The 17,600-nt window shown below is 70.5% G+C and carries 13 protein-coding genes; 5 read left to right on the forward strand and 8 right to left on the reverse strand.

Annotated features, from left to right (window positions below; all coding sequences use genetic code 11):
• The first annotated feature begins 72 nt into the window (after nucleotides 1–72).
• The gene (locus tag KI385_RS38955) at nucleotides 73–1,155 is read left to right on the forward strand and encodes an alpha/beta hydrolase (protein WP_238576731.1); all 1,083 of its coding nucleotides are present in this window, start codon (nucleotides 73–75) and stop codon (nucleotides 1,153–1,155) included.
• An 80-nt stretch (nucleotides 1,156–1,235) separates the two neighbouring features.
• Complete coding sequence (locus KI385_RS38960; RefSeq protein WP_238576732.1) at nucleotides 1,236–2,345, forward strand: RICIN domain-containing protein; 1,110 nt, start codon at nucleotides 1,236–1,238, stop codon at nucleotides 2,343–2,345.
• Between the two features lie 146 nt (nucleotides 2,346–2,491).
• Here the strand turns inward: KI385_RS38960 and KI385_RS38965 are convergent, their stop codons facing one another.
• Together KI385_RS38965 and KI385_RS38970 are read right to left on the reverse strand one after the other, a co-directional pair.
• A complete protein-coding gene (locus KI385_RS38965) occupies nucleotides 2,492–2,686 on the reverse strand; it encodes an antitoxin (RefSeq protein ID WP_238576733.1) in 195 nt (64 codons plus the stop codon).
• Between the two features lie 114 nt (nucleotides 2,687–2,800).
• On the reverse strand, nucleotides 2,801–3,823 hold the full coding sequence (locus KI385_RS38970) for an alpha/beta hydrolase (RefSeq protein WP_238576734.1): 1,023 nt from the start codon (nucleotides 3,821–3,823) through the stop codon (nucleotides 2,801–2,803).
• Between the two features lie 231 nt (nucleotides 3,824–4,054).
• Between KI385_RS38970 and KI385_RS38975 the strand changes: the two genes are divergently transcribed.
• Nucleotides 4,055–4,372 (forward strand): hypothetical protein, encoded by a 318-nt coding sequence (locus KI385_RS38975; RefSeq protein ID WP_238576735.1) that lies wholly within the window; start codon nucleotides 4,055–4,057, stop codon nucleotides 4,370–4,372.
• Nucleotides 4,373–4,716: 344 nt separating this feature from the next.
• Here the strand turns inward: KI385_RS38975 and KI385_RS38980 are convergent, their stop codons facing one another.
• From KI385_RS38980 to KI385_RS39005, 6 genes are all read right to left on the reverse strand, one after another.
• Nucleotides 4,717–7,758, reverse strand: coding sequence for an alpha-mannosidase (locus KI385_RS38980; RefSeq protein ID WP_238576736.1), 3,042 nt, complete (start codon nucleotides 7,756–7,758; stop codon nucleotides 4,717–4,719).
• Nucleotides 7,759–7,821: 63 nt separating this feature from the next.
• Nucleotides 7,822–9,915 (reverse strand): endo-beta-N-acetylglucosaminidase, encoded by a 2,094-nt coding sequence (locus KI385_RS38985; protein WP_238576737.1) that lies wholly within the window; start codon nucleotides 9,913–9,915, stop codon nucleotides 7,822–7,824.
• The gene (locus KI385_RS38990; RefSeq protein WP_238576738.1) at nucleotides 9,912–11,231 is read right to left on the reverse strand and encodes a glycoside hydrolase 5 family protein; all 1,320 of its coding nucleotides are present in this window, start codon (nucleotides 11,229–11,231) and stop codon (nucleotides 9,912–9,914) included. Before KI385_RS38990 ends, KI385_RS38985 begins: the two co-directional genes overlap by 4 nt.
• A gap of 47 nt (nucleotides 11,232–11,278) precedes the next feature.
• A complete protein-coding gene (locus tag KI385_RS38995) occupies nucleotides 11,279–12,166 on the reverse strand; it encodes a carbohydrate ABC transporter permease (RefSeq protein ID WP_425357028.1) in 888 nt (295 codons plus the stop codon).
• Nucleotides 12,163–13,128 (reverse strand): carbohydrate ABC transporter permease, encoded by a 966-nt coding sequence (locus KI385_RS39000; RefSeq protein WP_238576739.1) that lies wholly within the window; start codon nucleotides 13,126–13,128, stop codon nucleotides 12,163–12,165. The genes KI385_RS38995 and KI385_RS39000 overlap by 4 nt, the downstream gene beginning before the upstream one ends.
• Before the next feature lie 14 nt (nucleotides 13,129–13,142).
• A complete protein-coding gene (locus KI385_RS39005; RefSeq protein ID WP_238576740.1) occupies nucleotides 13,143–14,435 on the reverse strand; it encodes an ABC transporter substrate-binding protein in 1,293 nt (430 codons plus the stop codon).
• Nucleotides 14,436–14,763: 328 nt separating this feature from the next.
• Here KI385_RS39005 and KI385_RS39010 point away from each other — a divergent pair, with 328 nt between their 5' ends.
• Nucleotides 14,764–15,888, forward strand: a complete 1,125-nt coding sequence (locus tag KI385_RS39010; RefSeq protein WP_238576741.1) for a LacI family DNA-binding transcriptional regulator — start codon at nucleotides 14,764–14,766, stop codon at nucleotides 15,886–15,888.
• Between the two features lie 129 nt (nucleotides 15,889–16,017).
• The gene (locus KI385_RS39015; protein WP_238576742.1) at nucleotides 16,018–17,550 is read left to right on the forward strand and encodes an SDR family oxidoreductase; all 1,533 of its coding nucleotides are present in this window, start codon (nucleotides 16,018–16,020) and stop codon (nucleotides 17,548–17,550) included.
• Nucleotides 17,551–17,600: the final 50 nt, after the last annotated feature.

Raw genomic sequence — 17,600 nt, forward strand, 5'->3', positions numbered from 1 at the left:
TTCAGGAGACTGTCGCCGACCGGTCGCACGGACCGCTCGTCCCCTGGCGACCACCGACCCGAGGACCATTCGATGAGACCAGTCCTGTCGCGTGCCAGGGCGGCTGTCGCCACCTTGGCCGCCGCCCTCCTGTTACTGGGCATGCCCGCCGCGCACGCCGCGCCGCCGGACGCGCCGCCGAAGCTGACCGACGGCTTCGGTCTGACCCAGGTCGGCACCGCGAACGGAACCGCCACCGACTTCGTCATCACCGTGAAGACCTCCCAGGTGGCCGGGGAGCACCGGATCCGGATCCTGCTGCCCGCCGACTACGCGGAGCGGCCGGACAAGCGCTACCCCGTCTTCTATCTGCTGCACGGCGCGGCCGACAGCCCGGCCGACCCGGCCCTGGCGTTCTCCGCCCTCACCGCGAGCAGCAAGATGATCACGGTGATTCCGGACGGCGGGCTGCGCGGCTGGTACGCCAACTGGCTCGACCAGCACACCGCCGCCGGCGCCCAGAACTGGGAGACCTTCCATATCGAGCAGGTCATCCCGTTCATCGACGCCAACCTGCGCACCGTCGCCGCCAAGAAGGGCCGGGCCGTCGGCGGCATCTCGATGGGTGGCTTCGGCTCCCTGCACTACGCCCAAGCCCACCCCGAGCTGTTCAGCCAGGTCGCGGCCTTCTCCGGCGCGGTCGACCTCTCCATGGACGAGGCCGTCATCCGGGCCGCGGTGGTCGCCACGCTGACCAACATCGGCGCTCCCTTCTGCGGCTCCGTCGCCGGCCCCGGACAGCGCTGCGCCCTCGACTTCGGGCCCGCGGTCTCCAGTGACGCGGTGTTCGGCTCGCCGTATCCGGTCTTCAACGCCGACCGGCGCTGGAATCAGGTGGATCCGTCCACCCACATGGACCGGCTGCGCGGCATGGGCATCGCGCTCTACACCGGCGACGGCGCGGGCCGGGCCACCGAGCCGGAATTCTGGGCCCGGTCGGCGTCCCAGCACGTCAAGGACCGTCTGGACGCCCTGGGGATGCCGTACCACTACGTGGACTACGGCAACGGCGCCGGCTGGGGCGACCACTGCGACGGCGGACACAACGGGGGGTGCTGGGACCAGGACCTGACCGACTATGTGCCGCGCCTGGAAGCGGCATTCACCTCCGTCTGACCCCGATCAGGCATGCGCCCGGCCCCGACGACGGGCCGGCGTCCCGATGAGAAACGAAAGACGAGAGAGGACTTCACCACGTGACATCTTTAGCGCCACGTCCCAGACGCACCGGTGGCTGGCTGCGGGCCCTCGCGGCCGCGCTCGCCGCGTGCTGCATAGCCCTGGGGATCACGGCCTCCGCCGCGGCGGCCGAGGCGCGCGCGAACAGCGGCAGCGCCCCCGCGCTGGACAAGCTGACCTTCACCTCGCTGAGCAACGGCCGCAACCTCGATGTGCAGAACGGCAACACCGGTGACGGCGTCTACGTCGTCACCAACTCCACGCCGGGATACCACCAGTCCTGGCATCTGAACGTCGACAAATCCAACTCCTCCTTCACCATCGTCAACAACGACACCGGAAAGTGCATCGACCTCGCCTGGCTCACCCCCGCCCTGCGCCAGCAGACCTGCCGGGGAGTGGCCAGCCAGAAGTGGTACCTCCAGCCGGTCGGGTCCACCAAGGACACGTTCATGATCCGCCACCAGGGCGACAACACCTGCCTGGATCTGCTGATGGGCGCCAACTACGACGACGCCTGGACCGACCAGTACACCTGCAACAACAGCAAGCCACAGCAGTGGACCGTCGGCGCCGCCAGCGCGCCGGACGCGTGGAACCTCGCCGTGGACCACGCCGCCAAGCAGTGCCAGAAGGACACCGCCACCTGCTCCTGGGCGACCCGGGCCGAGTCCCCGGCGGCCCCGCTGCCCAAGGTCTGCGCGTCCTCGGTGTGGTTCAACAACACCGCTGACACGGTGCAGCAGGGCTTCGCGGTGAACGACACCAGCGGTTGGCAGAACTCCATCGGGGCCGATATGGGAACGCAGTTCTCGGCCGGTGTCGGAGTCCCCGGAGGAGGGAGCGAATTGCAGGCGATGGTCAGCTCCACGCTGCACTACTCCCACGTCTGGGAAGGCTCCCGGTCGGTCAACAACCAGGTGACGGTCAACGTCCCCACCAAGCAGTACGGCTGGGTGACCCTCTCCGAACTGGCCAAAAAGGTCACCGGCACCTGGACGTTCGACACCACCGGCTTCCCCTGGACCGCCGACGACACCATCACCGTCCCGCTCAAGGACGACCCCAGCGGCGGCGCCACCCTCTACATCACCAACACCAGCCCGAACTTCACCTCCTGCGCCTGAGTCCCGCAGCGCTCCCAGCGACCCGGCCGCCCTTACCGCCCACCCCGGCGGTAAGGGCGGCCGCACGCCGTCGTGGATGCCCGGTCATGGCGGAGCCACGCCACCGAATGAACGCTGTTCAAGCCGCCGCCGGGCGAGCCGCCGGTTCAGGGCCGCGGTGGCTGATCCGGGCCCTTGCCGCCACCGAATTCGTCCCTGAGCCTCTCCTGGCCGGTGTCGACCTGCCCCTTGTACTTGCCCTGGGTCTTGTCGTCGACCATGTCGCCGGCCTTGTCGATGCCCTTGTCCGTCTGGCTTTCGTGGCCCTTCAGCATGCTCTTGATCTTGTCCATCATGGACATGGTTCGTCCTCCTCACCACAGGCCCCCACGACTCCAGCATCACCCCCTGCCAGGCGATCTGCATCCGCGCGCAGAGGGCGACGTCCGCCGCCCCCGGCCGTTGTGGCGCCCGGCTCAGGAGCTCGGTATCGGGGCCTTCAGGTGGTCGCTGATGAACTTGATCGAACCGGACTCCATGCCCTTCTGGTAGTCCCAGGCGTTGTGCCGGCCACCGGGGATCAGCTGCAGGGTGGTGTGGATCGGGCCCTTGCCGTAGGCCCGGCGGAACCTCTCTATGGAGCCGGTGACCGCGGGGGATTCCCTGGTGCCGGCCTGGAAGGCGAGATAGACGTCCGGGCCGCCCTTCCGCAGCAGGCGCTGCGCGAGCTTCTCCGGGTTGTTGGCGTCCTTCTCCGCCTGGTGGCCCGCCCACAGCGGAGAATCCGGCACGATGTCCGGGCCGCTGGCTATCGCCGCCTTGAACTTCTCCGGGTATTTCAGTACGGACTTCAGCCCGGCGAAGCCGCCCGAGGACGACCCCATGAAGGCCCAGCCGTCCCGCGACTTGAAGGTACGGAAGTTCGCCTTCGTCAGATTGACGACATCATCCGTCAGCCAGGTCCCCATCTTCTGCTGACCGGGGATGTCGCTGCCGTCGTGGTACTGGGTGTCCGGGTTGAGCATCGGCATCACCACGATGAACGGCAGGCTCTTGCGCTCGGCGGTCCACCGGGTGATGTTCTCCTGCAGCTTGATGTCACCGCCGACCCAGTAATTGGTGACTCCGCTCACCTCTTTCGGGCTGCCCAGACCGCCCGGCAGGGCTATCAGCACCGGAAACCCGCTCTTGGCGTACTTCGGGTCCTGGTACTCCTTCGGGGCCCAGACCCAGACGCTCCCGGTGACACCGGATTTCGGGCCCTTCAGCGTCGCCCGCCCTATTCGGGTGCCGTCGTCCAGCGTCCGGGTGATCCGGAAGTCGCTCTTGGGGCCGGTCGGCATGAGGGTGTCGTCGTCCACGGGCTTGACCCGTGTGGCGCCGTCGTTCTTGGCGCCGGCGTTGAAGTCGACCGGTTCTCCGTTCTCCGAGCAGCCGGTGAGCAGCACCGAGGAAGCGGCGAGGGTGGCCGCGAGCGCGACGGCGTAGGGGTGTTTCAACGGTGACTCCGGGGCTGGGTGATCAAGTACAAGCGCCCATAAAGAGGGAAACCGGGCGGCGGAGGTTCCCTGGGGCCCGTCCGGCCATGATCCGACGGACGGGCCCCGGCCGCGCGCCGGGCCGCGGCGGCCGGTTCACCCGTTCGGCCCCCTGCGCCCGCGGCGTTCTCCGCGGGCGCCCTTTGGCGCGCTCGACGGGCAGGGCGGCGCGGTCCGGCCGAGAATGCAGCGGTGAGCGAAGAACACCGCAGTGCCGACGACAGCGCGCCGCGCGCCGTGCCGAGTGACAAGGAGCGACGGCTCGCCAGGAAGGCGCTGGCCGGCCGGGCGCGGGACGCGGACGATCTGTCGTTGCTGATGGACATGCTGGGCCTGGATCCGAGTCGCGATCCGGGCCCGGAAGCGGCGTACGGCCGGGCCGCGGGCCGCGAGAAGGAGACCAAGCGCGGCCAGCGGCCCGGGCGCGCCGCCGGGCGTGAGCGGCGGCACGAGATGCGCCGGGACACCTGCCGCGACGCCCGGTCGCGCTTCGGCGGGCCCAGGGCGTAAGAGCCGCCCCGGGCCCGTTCGTCCCCTAAGGGCTGTCCCGTAATCCCTGGCGGGCGCACGACGACAGCTACGGCACTCCCCCAGCTAACGCTGGGAGGTGCCCCCACGCCGCGTTGTCGGAACATCCGGATACACCCAGTATCCGGACGTCCCTCCGCCTTGCGATGCAGCTCGGCATCCGTACAGCGAATGAAGAGCCGAGACGGAGTGAGCGGTGGGGGCCCCTCCTGCGCCCTTAAGGCGTGGGGGAGAACGCAGTGCATCTGACGCCGTGCGCTGATCCACCAGGGATTACGGGACAGCCCTTAGGGCGGGCTGATCCGGACCGATCCCGAAGACACGCCCTAGCGATCGCCCGCCCGGGTCAGCCGCAAGGTCACGATCTGGAACGGGCGGAGCCGCATCCGGACCGTGTTCCCGTGCCGTTCGAGCGCCGGCCCGTCATCGGTCGGGCGCTCCAGCAGGTCGGTGGTGACGGCGTCGGCCAGCTCGAAGCCGGTGGTGAGGGTGGTGCGGGCCCGCCCGCCGTGTGCCTCGTGGAGGCGGACGATCACGTCCCCGCCGGCGTCGTCGGCGAGCTTGACCGCGGTGACCACCGTCGCGTCGTCGTCGACCGTGACCAGGGGCGCCACCGCTCCGGCACCGGTGATCCGCCGCTCGGGGAGATTGATGCGATGGCCTTCGCGTACCGCGTCTCCGATGGCGGCGCCGGGGACCAGCGCATAGCGGAAGCGGTGCAGACCCTGGTCGGTCTCCGGGTCGGGGAAGCGCGGGGCGCGCAGCAGGGAGAGCCGGACGGTCGTGGTGGTGCCCTGGTCGCCGTCGTCACGGACGGTACGGGTGACGTCATGACCGTAGGTCGCGTCATTGACCAGCGCGACGCCCCAGCCCGGCTCCTCGATATGGACGAACCGGTGCGCACAGGCCTCGAACTTGGCCGCCTCCCAGCTGGTGTTGGTGTGCGTGGGCCGGTACAGATGCCCGAACTGGGTCTCCGCGGCATACCGTTCGGCGTGGATGTCCAGCGGGAAGGCGGCCTTGAGGAATTTCTCGGTCTCGTGCCAGTCGACCTCGGTGTCGACGTCCAGGCGCCGCTGCCCGCGCGCCAGCGTCAGCGACTGCACCACACGGGAGTCGCCGAAGGTACGGGTGACCCGCACCGTCGCGGCGTCCGGGGACGCCTCCCCGAGCACGACCTCGTCCGCGTCCGTCAGATCGGTGACGACATTGCGGTAGAAGGCGTCCACGTCCCAGGCGTCCCACATGTTCGGGAAGTCCGGGTGGATCTGCAGCAGATTCGCCGCCCCGCCGGGCGCCACGGTCTCGCGTTCGGCCGTCCGGTCGTACGCGGAGATCACCAGGCCGCGGTCGTCGATCTCGATCCGCAGCAGACCGTTGGTGAGCGTGAACCCGCCGGCCGGGCGGGCAGCGGCGGACACCTCCGGCCCCTCGGCCACCGGCGGCGCCACGGCCCCGGCCGCGACCCCGCCACGGGTGTGCGGCGCGGAGTTCACCACCAGCTCCGCACCGCCGCCGCCGGCCAACGCGGCCAGTGCGGCCGCGATGATGCCCTCCAGCTCGGCGGCGACAGCGGCGTAGGTCTTCTCCGCCTCACGGTGCACCCAGGCGATGGAGGAACCGGGCAGGATGTCATGGAACTGGTGCAGCAGCACCGTCTTCCAGATGCGGTCCAACTCCGCGTACGGATAAGGGTGCCGGGCCGCCACCGCGGCCGTCGCCGACCAGAGTTCGGCCTCCCGCAGCAGCTGCTCGCTGCGCCGGTTGCCGCGCTTGGTCCTCGCCTGGCTGGTGAGGGTCGCGCGATGCAGTTCCAGATACAGCTCACCCACCCACACCGGCGCATCGGGATACTCCGCCTCCGCCTTCGCGAAGAAGTCCGCGGGCCGCTCCCACTCCACGGTCGGCGATCCGTCCAGGTCACGCAGTCTGCGCGCCTTGGCGATCATCTCCCGGGTGGTGCCGCCGCCACCGTCGCCCCACCCGGTGGGCGCCAGCGAGTGCCGGGCCACGCCCTTGTCCTTGAAGTTCCGTGCCGCATGGGCGATTTCGCGGCCCGCCATCTGACAGTTGTAGGTGTCCACCGGCGGGAAGTGGGTGAAGATCCGGGTGCCGTCGATGCCCTCCCAGCGGAAGGTGTGGTGCGGGAAGGCATTGATCTGGCTCCAGGAGATCTTCTGGGTCAGCAGCCATTTCGAGCCCGCGGACTTGATGATCTGCGGCAGCCCCGCGGCGAAACCGAAGGTGTCCGGCAGCCACGCCTCGTCGTTCTCGACGCCGAACTCCTCCAGGAAGAACCGCTTCCCGTGCACGAACTGCCGGGCCATCGCCTCCGATCCGGGCATATTGGTGTCCGACTCCACCCACATCCCGCCCGCCGGTACGAACCGCCCCTCCGCGACCGCCTTCTTGACCTTGGCGTAGACCTCGGGCCGGTGCTCCTTGATCCAGGCGTACTGCTGCGCCTGCGACATGGCGTAGACGAACTCCGGCTCGTCCTCCAGCAGCGCCGTCATGTTCGACGTCGTACGGGCCACCTTCCGCACCGTCTCGCGCAGCGGCCACAGCCACGCCGAATCGATATGAGCGTGCCCCACCGCGCTGATGCGGTGCGCGGAGGCCCCAGCAGGCGTCGCAAGCACCTCGCGGAGCTCTGAACGGGCCGCCGTGGCAGTGGAGTTGACATCCTGCAGATCCACCGCGTCCAGCGCCCGGCCGACCGCCCGCAGCAGCTCCCAGCGCCGCGGACTGTCCACCGCCAGCTCCATCATCAGCTCGCCCAGCACCTCAAGATCCTGGACCAGCTCCCACACCTCGGTGTCGAACACCGCCAGATCCATCCGCGCCAGCCGGTACTGCGGTTCGTCGCCCGCCGTCTCCCGGTCGCCCAGCGGTGTGGGCTGGAACGGATGGACGTCGAGGATGACGGGGTTGGACGCGGCCTCAAGATGCCACTCGACGTGCTCGCCGCCCCGTACCGGCGCCCCCACCCGCACCCACTGATTGCGCGGATTGATCGCCTTGACCGGGGTGCCGTCGGGCAGATGGACCAGCGCCTCGCACTGGAAACCCGGCATCCGCTCGTCGAAGCCCAGATCGAGCACCGCCTCCACGGTGCGGCCCGCCCACGCCCGCGGCACCTCACCCTGGACCTTGAACCAGGTCGTGCCCCAGGGTGCGCCCCAGGCATCGCCCACCGCCACCGGTGTGTGCGGGGCGGCCAGGCCCTCCGCCACTTGCACCGGCTCACCCGGCGCGACCCATGCCGCGACGTCCAGGGGAACCGATTCCGGATACAGGGCGGGCCGGATGCGCTCGTCCAGGACACGCTTGAGACGGGCTTCGATCAGTGCGCGATCGTCATGCATAACGAGGGGCTCCGTAGCGTTGAGGGTACGTGGCGGCGGCGGACGGGTGGTGACGGCCCTGAATTACCAGGGGAGTTGGGTCTTCGCCGGATCCGAGACGGTGAACAGTTCGTGCACGGCACGTACTTCGAGCCGGGCGGCCGGCTCGTTCTGTACGCGCCGCAGGCCCGGCACGTAGAAGGCCGTGCCGCAGGTCCCGCCGAGGAACTGCCGTTTGCCGTCCGGAAGCCGGCGGTGCAGCTCGTAGTGGCGCACCTGGCCGGCGGCGCGCTGCCAGCTGAGCCGCAGCGATACCGCCCCGTCCGCGGTGGCGGTGTCCAGGACCTTCAGCCCCTTGGGTGCGGCGGGGGACCCGGTGGTGTCGTGGACCGAGAGCGCCCCCAGCCGCCAGGCCACCGCGGCGCCGTCGTGGCCGGTCAGCCGCACACCCAGCGCACGGAGGGGGTCGGCGCTGGACGCACCGAGCCGCAGGGAGACGGTGCGCCAGCCGTCGCCCGGCTCGACGGTCCCGGCCGGCAGATAGGTGTACGGGGCGGGCTCGCCGGGCGCCGGCGCATCCTGCCGTGCGACCGCCACCTCGACGGTCACCGGCCCCGACGACGGGTCGGCGCGATGGGTGAGATCGAGGACCGTGGTGGCGCCGGCGGGCAGCCGGGCGGGGAACAGGTCCAGCGTGGCGGGCGCGTCGAGCGCGCCGCGCACCAGCAGACTGCTGCCGCCGCGCCAGGCATCGGCGAAGTCCAGTGCGACGTCCGGGCGCCGGCCCGTGGTCCGCACCGCCCAGCGCCGCGGCGGCAACCGGTCCTGTAGCCCCAGATGGTTCCAGGGGGCGTCGGAGGTGGCCGAGCCGTCCTCGTACCAGCGCAGGCCATGACCGGTGTTGAAGGTGGTGGCGAAGGGCAGCGCGGTGAGCGTGGAGCGGTCGGCGACCGCGGTGGCCGGCGCCCGCCAGCCGCCGTCCGTGCCGCCGGTTCTGGTCGGATCGAGGCTCTCGCCGGACCAGAACCGGTCGTCCGCGGCATGGAACTGGTCCGGGGTACGCCCCGCGGGAAGGTGGTTGAGGGTCCACTCGGGCCGGTAGAAGCCGTACGAGACGATATGGTCGCCCTCGCCGGGGATGATCGCGTCCCAGTCGGTGTCGGAGTCCCAGCCCGCCGATTCGACATCGACACCGGCCCACAACTCGTACCGGCTGCGGCCCAGTTGGCCGGCCAGCCGGCCCGAGTCCGCCAGCCGCCGGGCGCTCCAGCGGAAGTCCACGAACAGCGAGTCGGCCACCGGTCCGGCCGTGTCCTGGAAGAACGGCTGATTGAGCTCGTTGAGCGCGCCCTGCCAGCCGACCCGGCCGGTCCGGTTCATCGCGTCGTACCAGGTGATCCGCAGCCCGCGCCCGGCGCCTGCGGTGCGCAGCGCCCGCAGGAACGCCTGCATGTCGGCGGCGAGCGCGGCGTCACCGCCATCGGTCTCCGCGTTGATGAACCAGCCGTCGAAGCCGTACGCCGTGGCGACCTGCACCAGCTTCGCGGCGAGCGGGAAGCGCCCCGCCGCGTCCTTCTGCACCAGGTCGCGGGTCCAGCGCAACTGCCCGCCGTAGGCGACCGGCGGGAGGAAGACGGTGCCCAGTACGGGGACGCCGTTGCGGTGCGCGGCATCGACGACCGGGGCGTTCGGCGCCAGGATCAGACCCTCGCCCGAGGAGCCGCCCCAGAAGACCAGCTCGTCGAGGTACGCCCAGTGGGTCGGCGCGTAGTAGTCCGCGGTGGCCGAGCCCTGCGACGGGTTGCCCGCGGTGTGGTCGAAGGCCGCGAGCGCGCTGATCCGGGCCTGGCCGGCGCGGGCCGTGGTGTTCGCCGGGACCGGGGTGAACCGCTCGGCGAGCGGCACGGTCGCCGTGTTGAACGCCAGGTCCCGGTCGCTCCCGGGCGACCAGGCCTTCAGGCTCCGCCAGGTGATGCCGTCCCCGGGCGTGCCCGACGGCAGCGAGTCGGGGAACCAGTACGAGGCGTACGGCTGCAGGGAGCCGGCGGCGCGGGCACGGCGACGGCCCGCGGCCACCGCCGGGCCGCCTGCCAGGGGCGGCCCGAACAGGGCGGCCGCGGCGCCCGCCCCGGCCAGCAGCACACGACGACGGGGGACGGGCCTGGGTTGCCGGTTCATGAGGTGCTCCTCCGGTGGGGAACGGATCGCGAGGGCCGGCGCACGGTGCGGCCGACCTCGTCGGGTGTGCAGACCTCGGTGATGCCACGGGACGTCAAATGTGCGCCGTCGGCGGCGAGTTCGGCCAGTACGAGAGTCGGCCGGGCACCCTGGGCGGTGAGTTCGGCCCAGGCGTCGAAGACCGGGCCGCCGGGCGCGCACACCGAGCGGTGCGGCGCGGGCCCGGCCCCGCCGGCGTCGACGACCAGCGCGGTGCTGCGCACCGGCGGACGGTGAGCGCGGCCACGCCACCGCTCGGTCAGTGCCGCGATCGCCTTCCCCGCCGGCTTGACCGTACGGTCGTTGGCGAGCAGCCCGAGCCCGTACTCCAGCTCGGGGAAGTCCGCGAGCGACCGTGACACATCGTGCGAACACCACCAGGTGATGCCCCAGAGGTCCGGGCAGTCCAGGGCGCCCGCGACGGTGGCCTCGGTGAAGTGCGCCGCCTGCTCCTCGGGGATGTGCGGCGCGGGGGCGCCGACCTCCTGGAGCCACACCGGGCGGTGCGGATCCTCGGCCCAGGCCTTGGACAGCTCGATGAGATACGCGGCGTGCTGCTCGGTCGCGGTGCCCGTCGGGCCGTGCCGCTGCGCGGTGCCGTTGAACACCCAGGAGTGCACGGCCGTGACGGCGCCCAGCCGGGCCGCCTGGGCGGGGGTGAACGGATGGCCGTCGCGGTACCAGGCGGCGTCGTACTCGGCATGCAGATGCATCCGTCCCGGCGCGCCCCGCTCGCACGCCGCCAGCATCCGCTCCAGCCAGGCCGTGGCCTGCTCGTCGGTGATGCGGTCCGGGTCCGGGTGCGGGCCGTCCGAGAACTGGTTGATCTCGTTGCCGAGCGTCATCCCGAGGAAGTTGGGCCGGTCGGCGAGCGCGGCCGCCAGCGTCCGCAGATACTCCTCCTGGCCGGCCAGCACCTCGGGGTCGGTGAAGAGATTGCGGCGGTGCCAGGTCTGCGTCCAGGCGGGCAGGAAGTCGAAGCTCGACAGATGGCCCTGCAGCCCGTCGACATTGACGTCCAGACCGCGTTCGGCCGCGGCGTCCGCCAGCTGCACCAGCTGTTCCACGGCGCGCGGCCGGATGAGGGTGCGGTTGGGCTGGAAGAGCGGCCAGAGCGGGAAGACCCGGATGTGGTCCAGGCCGAGGGCGGCGATGGAGTCGAGGTCGGCGCGTACCGCGTCGAGATCGAAGTCCAGCCAGTGGTGGAACCAGCCTTGGGTGGGCGTGTAGTTGGCGCCGAAACGGAGCGGGGCGGCGGCGGTGTCCTGCACGGGCATCGGGCTTCCTGTGAGTGAGGGAGCGGGGGAGCGCGGGTGCGGTGGGGTCAGCCCTTGACGGCGCCCTCGCCGACGCCGCGGAAGAAGTAGCGCTGCAGACAGGCGAAGAGCACGATCAGCGGCAGGACGGCGATGACGGTGCCGGCCGCGACCAGCCGCTGATTGTCCGCGAAGGTGCCGTGCAGAAAGTTCAGGCCGATGGTCAGGGTGAACTTCGACTGGTCGCTCAGCACGATCAGCGGCCACAGGAAGTCGTCCCAGGCCCCCATGAAGGCGAAGATCGCCACGACCGCGAGGGTGCCCTTGACCGACGGCAGCGCGATCCGTACGAACCGCTGCCAGGCGTTGGCGCCGTCGACGTACGCGGCCTCCTCGACCTCGTACGGCAGGCCCGCGAAGGCGTTACGCATCAGCAGCACATTCATCGCGCCGATGCAGCCGGGCAGCACCACGCCGAGCAGGGTGTTGTTGAGCTGCAGTTCCCGCATCGTCACAAACTGGGCGATCATGATGCTCTCGACCGGCACCAGCATCGCCATGATGAAGGCGACCAGTGCGGTCCTACGGCCCTTGAAGCGCATCCGGGCCAGTGCGTAGCCCGCGAGCGCCGCGCCCGCGCAGTTGGTGAGCACATTGGTGGCGGCCACCTTGAGGGAGTTCAGCGCGAAGTCCCAGACCGGGATGATCCTTGCCACGCCCGCGTAGTTGGCCCCTGTGGGCTCGTGCGGAATCAGGCTCGGCGGATAGCGGTAGATGTCCTCGCCGGCGCCCTTGAGGGACGTGGACAGCTGCCACAGGAACGGCCCGACGGTCAGTGCTAGCACGGCGAGCAGCAGCAGATATCGGAGCAGCAGCTGCCACCACGGCATCCGCCGCCGCTCGGCACGCTCCCCCTTCGCCCGCCGGACGGGCTCGCGCCGGGCGAGGGTACTCATGCGTCCTCCTTACGGTTGGCGCGCAGCACCAGCAGCATCAGCCCGAGCGTGATGGCGAAGACCACGACGGACAGCGCTGAGGCATAGCCGACCCGGCCGCTGAGGCCGGTACCGACCTGCTGGACGAGCATCACCAACGTGGTGTCCTCGCCGCCGGGGCCGCCGGTCGGACCGGCCATCAGATAGACCTCGGAGAACACCTTGAAGGCGTTCACCGAGGAGAGCGCGGCCACCAGCACCATCGTGGAGCGCACCGCTGGCACCGTGACGGTCAGAAAGCGGCGCACCGCCCCCGCACCGTCGACCGCGCACGCCTCGTGCAGCTCCCTGGGGACGTTGGCCAGCGCCGCCAGATAAATGATCATGTAGTAGCCGAGGCCCTTCCAGACCGTGACCGCCATCGCACTGAGCAGCAACAGCCAGGGATCGCCGAGAAAGCCGACCTTGCCGAATCCCAGGCTCTCCAGCAGTGCGTTGATCAGCCCCCGGTCGTCCAGCAGCCACACCCAGATCAGACCGACCACCACGACGGAGGCGACCACCGGCGTGTAGAACGCGGCCCGGAAGAAGGTGATCCCGGGGATGTGCCGCTGCACCAGCATGGCCAGCAGCAGAGGCAGCAGCACCAGCAGTGGCACGACGCCCAGGACGTAAAGCAGGCTGTTGCGCAGCCCCGTCCAGAACATCGCGTCATGGATCAGCTCCCGGTAATTGGCGCCGCCGACGAACTGCCCCTCGGTGAGGGTGCGTGCGTCGGTGAAGGAATGCGTCACCGTGCTCAGGAACGGATAGAGGCTGAAGGCGGCGACGATCAGCAGACCGGGAGCGAGAAACAGCCAGGGGCTGGACGGCAGATGCGTACGGATTCCACGGGCCCGCCGCTGCGCCGCGGCGCGCGGGGGAGCGGCGGATCGCGAAAGGGCCGTCGTGCCCCGGCTCCGCGGCGTCGTTTCGGTCTTCATGGCGAGTCTCGGCCTCAGCCCGTCTTGAGCAGGCGATTGCACTCGGCGACCGCACCGTCCAGCGCCGCCTTGGGGGACTCCTTGCCCTGTACTGCCTTGGCCACCGCATTGCGCAGCAAGGTCTTCATCTGGTCGCTGAGCAGCACCGGGGTGTAATTCACCGCGGTCTTCAGCGACTTGGCCGAGGCCACCCGCACCCGGGTCGCATCGGTGCCGTCCTCCTTGGTGAAGTACGGGTCGTCCAGCGAACCCTTGGTGCTCGGGAAGATCGTGACTTCCTTGGCGAAGGCCATCTGATTCTTCTTGTCGGTGACGAAGTGCGCGAACGCCACCGCCGCCGGCTTCACCTTGCTCTGTGCGTTCACCATCAGGCCCTGGACATACATATTGGCCTTGCCGGTGTTGTTGACCGCGTCCGTGATGCCGATATGCCGATAGAGGCTCGGCGCCTCCTTCTTGAAGTTCTCCAGATCGAGTGCGCTGCCCGGATTCATGGCGACGGACTGCTGCTGGAACTTGCGCCCGGACGACTCGGCCTGCGCGGTCAGCGCCTGCGAGTCCAGCGCCCCGGCCGCATACAGCTCCTTGTAGTGCTCCAGCAGCTCGACGCCCTTGGGCTCGTTGAAGGTGAACTCCGTGCCCTGCGCGTTCATCAGCCGCACGCCATAGCGCCCGAAGTCCTCGATCGACGGGGTGCCGGCGAGCATCGCGATCTTCCGCCCGCTCTTCTTCGCCATCGACACGGCGTCCTTGAAGAGCTGGCCGTAGGTCGTCGGCGGCCGCTCCGGATCGAGCCCGGCCCTCTTGAAGAGCTCCTTGTTGTAGAACATCGGCCCGGTGTTCAGATACCAGGGAAAGGCATAGACGCCCTTCATGCCCGGCATCTGCTGGCTCTGCCACGCCCCGTCGAGATACTCGCCGCGGTATTTCCCGGCTGCCTTTTCCAGATCGAGCGCGAGCCCGGCCTTGGCCAGCGGATAGGTGAGATCCGGCGACACATTGACGACATCGGGCAGCGTGCCTCCGGCGGCGTCCGCGCTCAGCTTTTCCGGATACCCCTCTGCGGGCTGGTCCACCCACTTGACCTTGGCGTCCGGATATTTCTTCTCGAAGGCCGCGATGACCCCCTCGAAGTAATCCTTGAAATTGGCCTTGAGGTTCCAGGTCTGGAAGGTGACCTGCCCCTCGACCTTCCCCGAAGCGCTGTCCGATCCGCCGGATCCCCCCGAGGACCCGCATGCGGTCAGGGCAAGCGCCGAGGTGACCAGGGCCGCGGTGGTGGCGGCTGCTCGGCGGGATATATGCATGACTGGCGGGCTCCTTTGCTCGGACCAGACACAAATGAATTGTCGCGCGGAGAAATAGAGAAGGTGCGCGGATGATTTTCGGCAGTCGCAAAGCGGCGTACATGTGCCTCGACTGTCGGGTATTCCGTGAGTCCTCCAGCGACGATGCGGCAGACGGTACTAATGCGTTTTAGTAGGTGTCAATACCCTGGCGGGCCCGGTGGTGAACTCCCCTGATCACCGCTGGTAGGTGGGCCTGCTTCCGGGAGCCCGCACAGGGTTTGACATGCCACCCGGCGCTGATCACACTGGAGCGCACTAATGCGGTTTAGGTCGAGGAGAGCCCGCCATGACAGCGCCCGGTGAGGCCGCCCGCCGTAAGCCGGCGCGCCGGCCGACGATCAAGGACATCGCCCGCCGGGCCGGCGTGTCGGAGAGCGCCGTCTCGTTCGCGCTCAACGACCGGCCGGGCGTCTCCCAGGACACCCGCGCCCGGGTACGACGCGTCGCCGAGGAGCTCGGCTGGCAGGCCAACAGCGCCGCCCGGGCGCTGTCCGGCGAACGCGCCGGCGCCATGGGGCTGGTGCTCGCCCGCCCCGCGCAGACCCTCGGCGTGGAGTCCTTCTTCCTCCAGCTCGTCTCCGGCATCCAGGAGGTGCTCTCCGCACGGAAGATCGCGCTGCTCTTCCAGGTCGTCGAGGACCTCGACACCGAATGCGCGCTCTACCGCCGCTGGTGGGCCGAACGGCGGGTGGACGGAGTCCTGGTGGTCGACCCGCGTACCGAGGATCCGCGGCCGGAGCTGCTCGCCTCCCTCGGCCTGCCCGCCGTCGTCGTCGGCGGACCGGCGACCACCGAGCCGGCGACCCCCGGGCCGGCGGTGTCGGCGACCCCCGCCCCGGCCGCCGCCCACCCGCCCCCGCTGCTCTCCACCGTCTGGGCCGACGACGCCAAGGCCATGGCCCGCGTCCTCGACCACCTCTACGGCCTCGGACACCGCCGCATCGTGCACGTCGCGGGGATGCCCGGCCTCGCCCACACCGAACGCCGGATCCGCTCGCTGCGCACCGAAGCGGATCTGCGGGGTCTCGACGAACGGCACGTCCACTCCGTGACCACCGACTACTCCGACGCCGAGGGAGCCGAAGCCACCCGCCGCATCCTGGACGCCGCACCGCCGCCCACGGCGATCATCTACGACAACGATGTGATGGCCGTGGCCGGCGCCTCGGTGGCCGCCGAGCGCGGAATCCCCGTACCGGGCGCGCTGTCGATCGTGGCCTGGGACGACTCGGCGCTGTGCCGGGTCACCCACCCCCGGCTGACCGCGCTCGTCCGCGACACCCCCGGCTTCGGCAGGCTCGCCGCCCAGGAACTCCTCGCCGTCCTCGACGGCGGACCGCTGCGCACCGTGCAGGGCGAACTGCCGCATCTGGAGGCACGGGAGAGCACCGGAGCGCGCCCTCCGCGCTGACCTGCGGCGACGCCGGATATGCGCGGGACGTGCACCGGCGCCGCGCCGTGATGCCCGGTGGGGGAGCCGGTGACACACTGGGCGGGCAGGCTCATCCCGTGCTGCCGCGAGCCGGAGGAGGCCGCGTTCATGGCCGACAACGGCGAAGCCATCTCACCGCCCCCGCCGAGGTCCCGCCCGCTCGCCCTGGTCACCGGCGCCACCGGCTACATCGGCGGCCGCCTGGTCCCCGAGCTGCTCGCGGCCGGATACGCCGTACGCGCGCTCGCCAGGACGCCGGAGAAACTCCGCGACCACCCCTGGGCCGGACGGACCGAGGTGCTGCGCGGCGATGTCACCGACCCCGACGCGGTCCGAACCGCGATGGCCGGCGTCGACGTCGCGTACTACCTCGTGCACGCGCTCGGCAGCGGCCGGCGGTTCGAGGAGACCGACCGCAGGGCCGCCCAGATCTTCGCCCGCGAGGCCCGCGCGGCCGATGTGCGCCGAATCGTCTACCTCGGCGGACTCACCCCGGAAGGCGTCCCCGAAGCGGACCTGTCACCCCACCTCCGCTCCCGCACCGAGGTCGGGCGGATCCTGCTGGCGTCCGGCGTCCCCACCGCCGTACTGCGCGCCGCCGTCATCATCGGCTCCGGCTCGGCCTCGTTCGAGATGCTGCGCTATCTCACCGAACGGCTGCCGGTCATGGTCACCCCCGGCTGGGTCCGTACCCGCATCCAGCCGGTCGCCGTCCGCGATGTGCTGCGCACCCTCGTGGGCTGCGCCGAGCTGCCCGACGACGTCAGCCGGGCCTTCGACCTCGGCGGACCCGACATCCTCAGCTACCGCGACATGATGCAGCGCTACGCACGGGTCGCCGCGCTGCCCGAACGCCTGATCCTCCCCGTGCCGATGCTCACCCCACGCCTGTCCAGCCTCTGGATCGGCCTGGTCACACCCGTGCCACCGGGCATCGCGCGGCCGCTCGCCGCATCACTGCGCTACGAAGTCGTCTGCCACGAGCACGACATCGCCCGCTACGTCCCCGACCCGGACCCGCCCGGCCACCCCCTCGCCTTCGACGACGCGCTGGAACTGGCGCTGCGCCGCGTACGGGACGCCGAGGTCAGCACCCGCTGGTCCAACGCCGCGGTGCCCGGCGCGCCCAGCGATCCGCTGCCCACCGACCCCGACTGGGCCGGCGGCAGCCTCTACACCGACCGGCGCGAACAGACCGTGGACGCTTCGCCCGAGGCGCTGTGGCGGGTGGTGGAAGGCATCGGCGGGGACAACGGCTGGTACTCCTTCCCGCTCCTGTGGGCGGTGCGCGGCTGGCTGGACCGGCTGGTCGGCGGCGTGGGGCTGCGCCGCGGCCGACGGGACGCCGGCCGGCTGCGGGTCGGCGACTCGCTCGACTTCTGGCGCGTCGAGGAGGTCGAACCGGGCCGCCTGCTGCGACTGCGCGCCGAAATGCGGCTCCCCGGCCTGGCCTGGCTGGAGATGACCGTCGGCCGCGACGCCCTCGGCCGTACGCGCTACCGCCAGCGGGCCCTGTTCCATCCGCACGGCCTGACCGGCCACGCGTACTGGTGGTGCGTCTCGCCCTTCCACGCCGCGGTGTTCGGCGGAATGGCCCGCAACATCGCGGCCGCCGCGGCGGCCGAACGCGACGCGCACTAGGACCTGTTTGGAGTCGTGATCAATCTGGTCCGGAGCATGTCGGAACGGGC

Source organism: Streptomyces inhibens (genome assembly GCF_022221585.1).
Classification (GTDB): Bacteria; Actinomycetota; Actinomycetes; order Streptomycetales; family Streptomycetaceae; genus Streptomyces; species Streptomyces inhibens.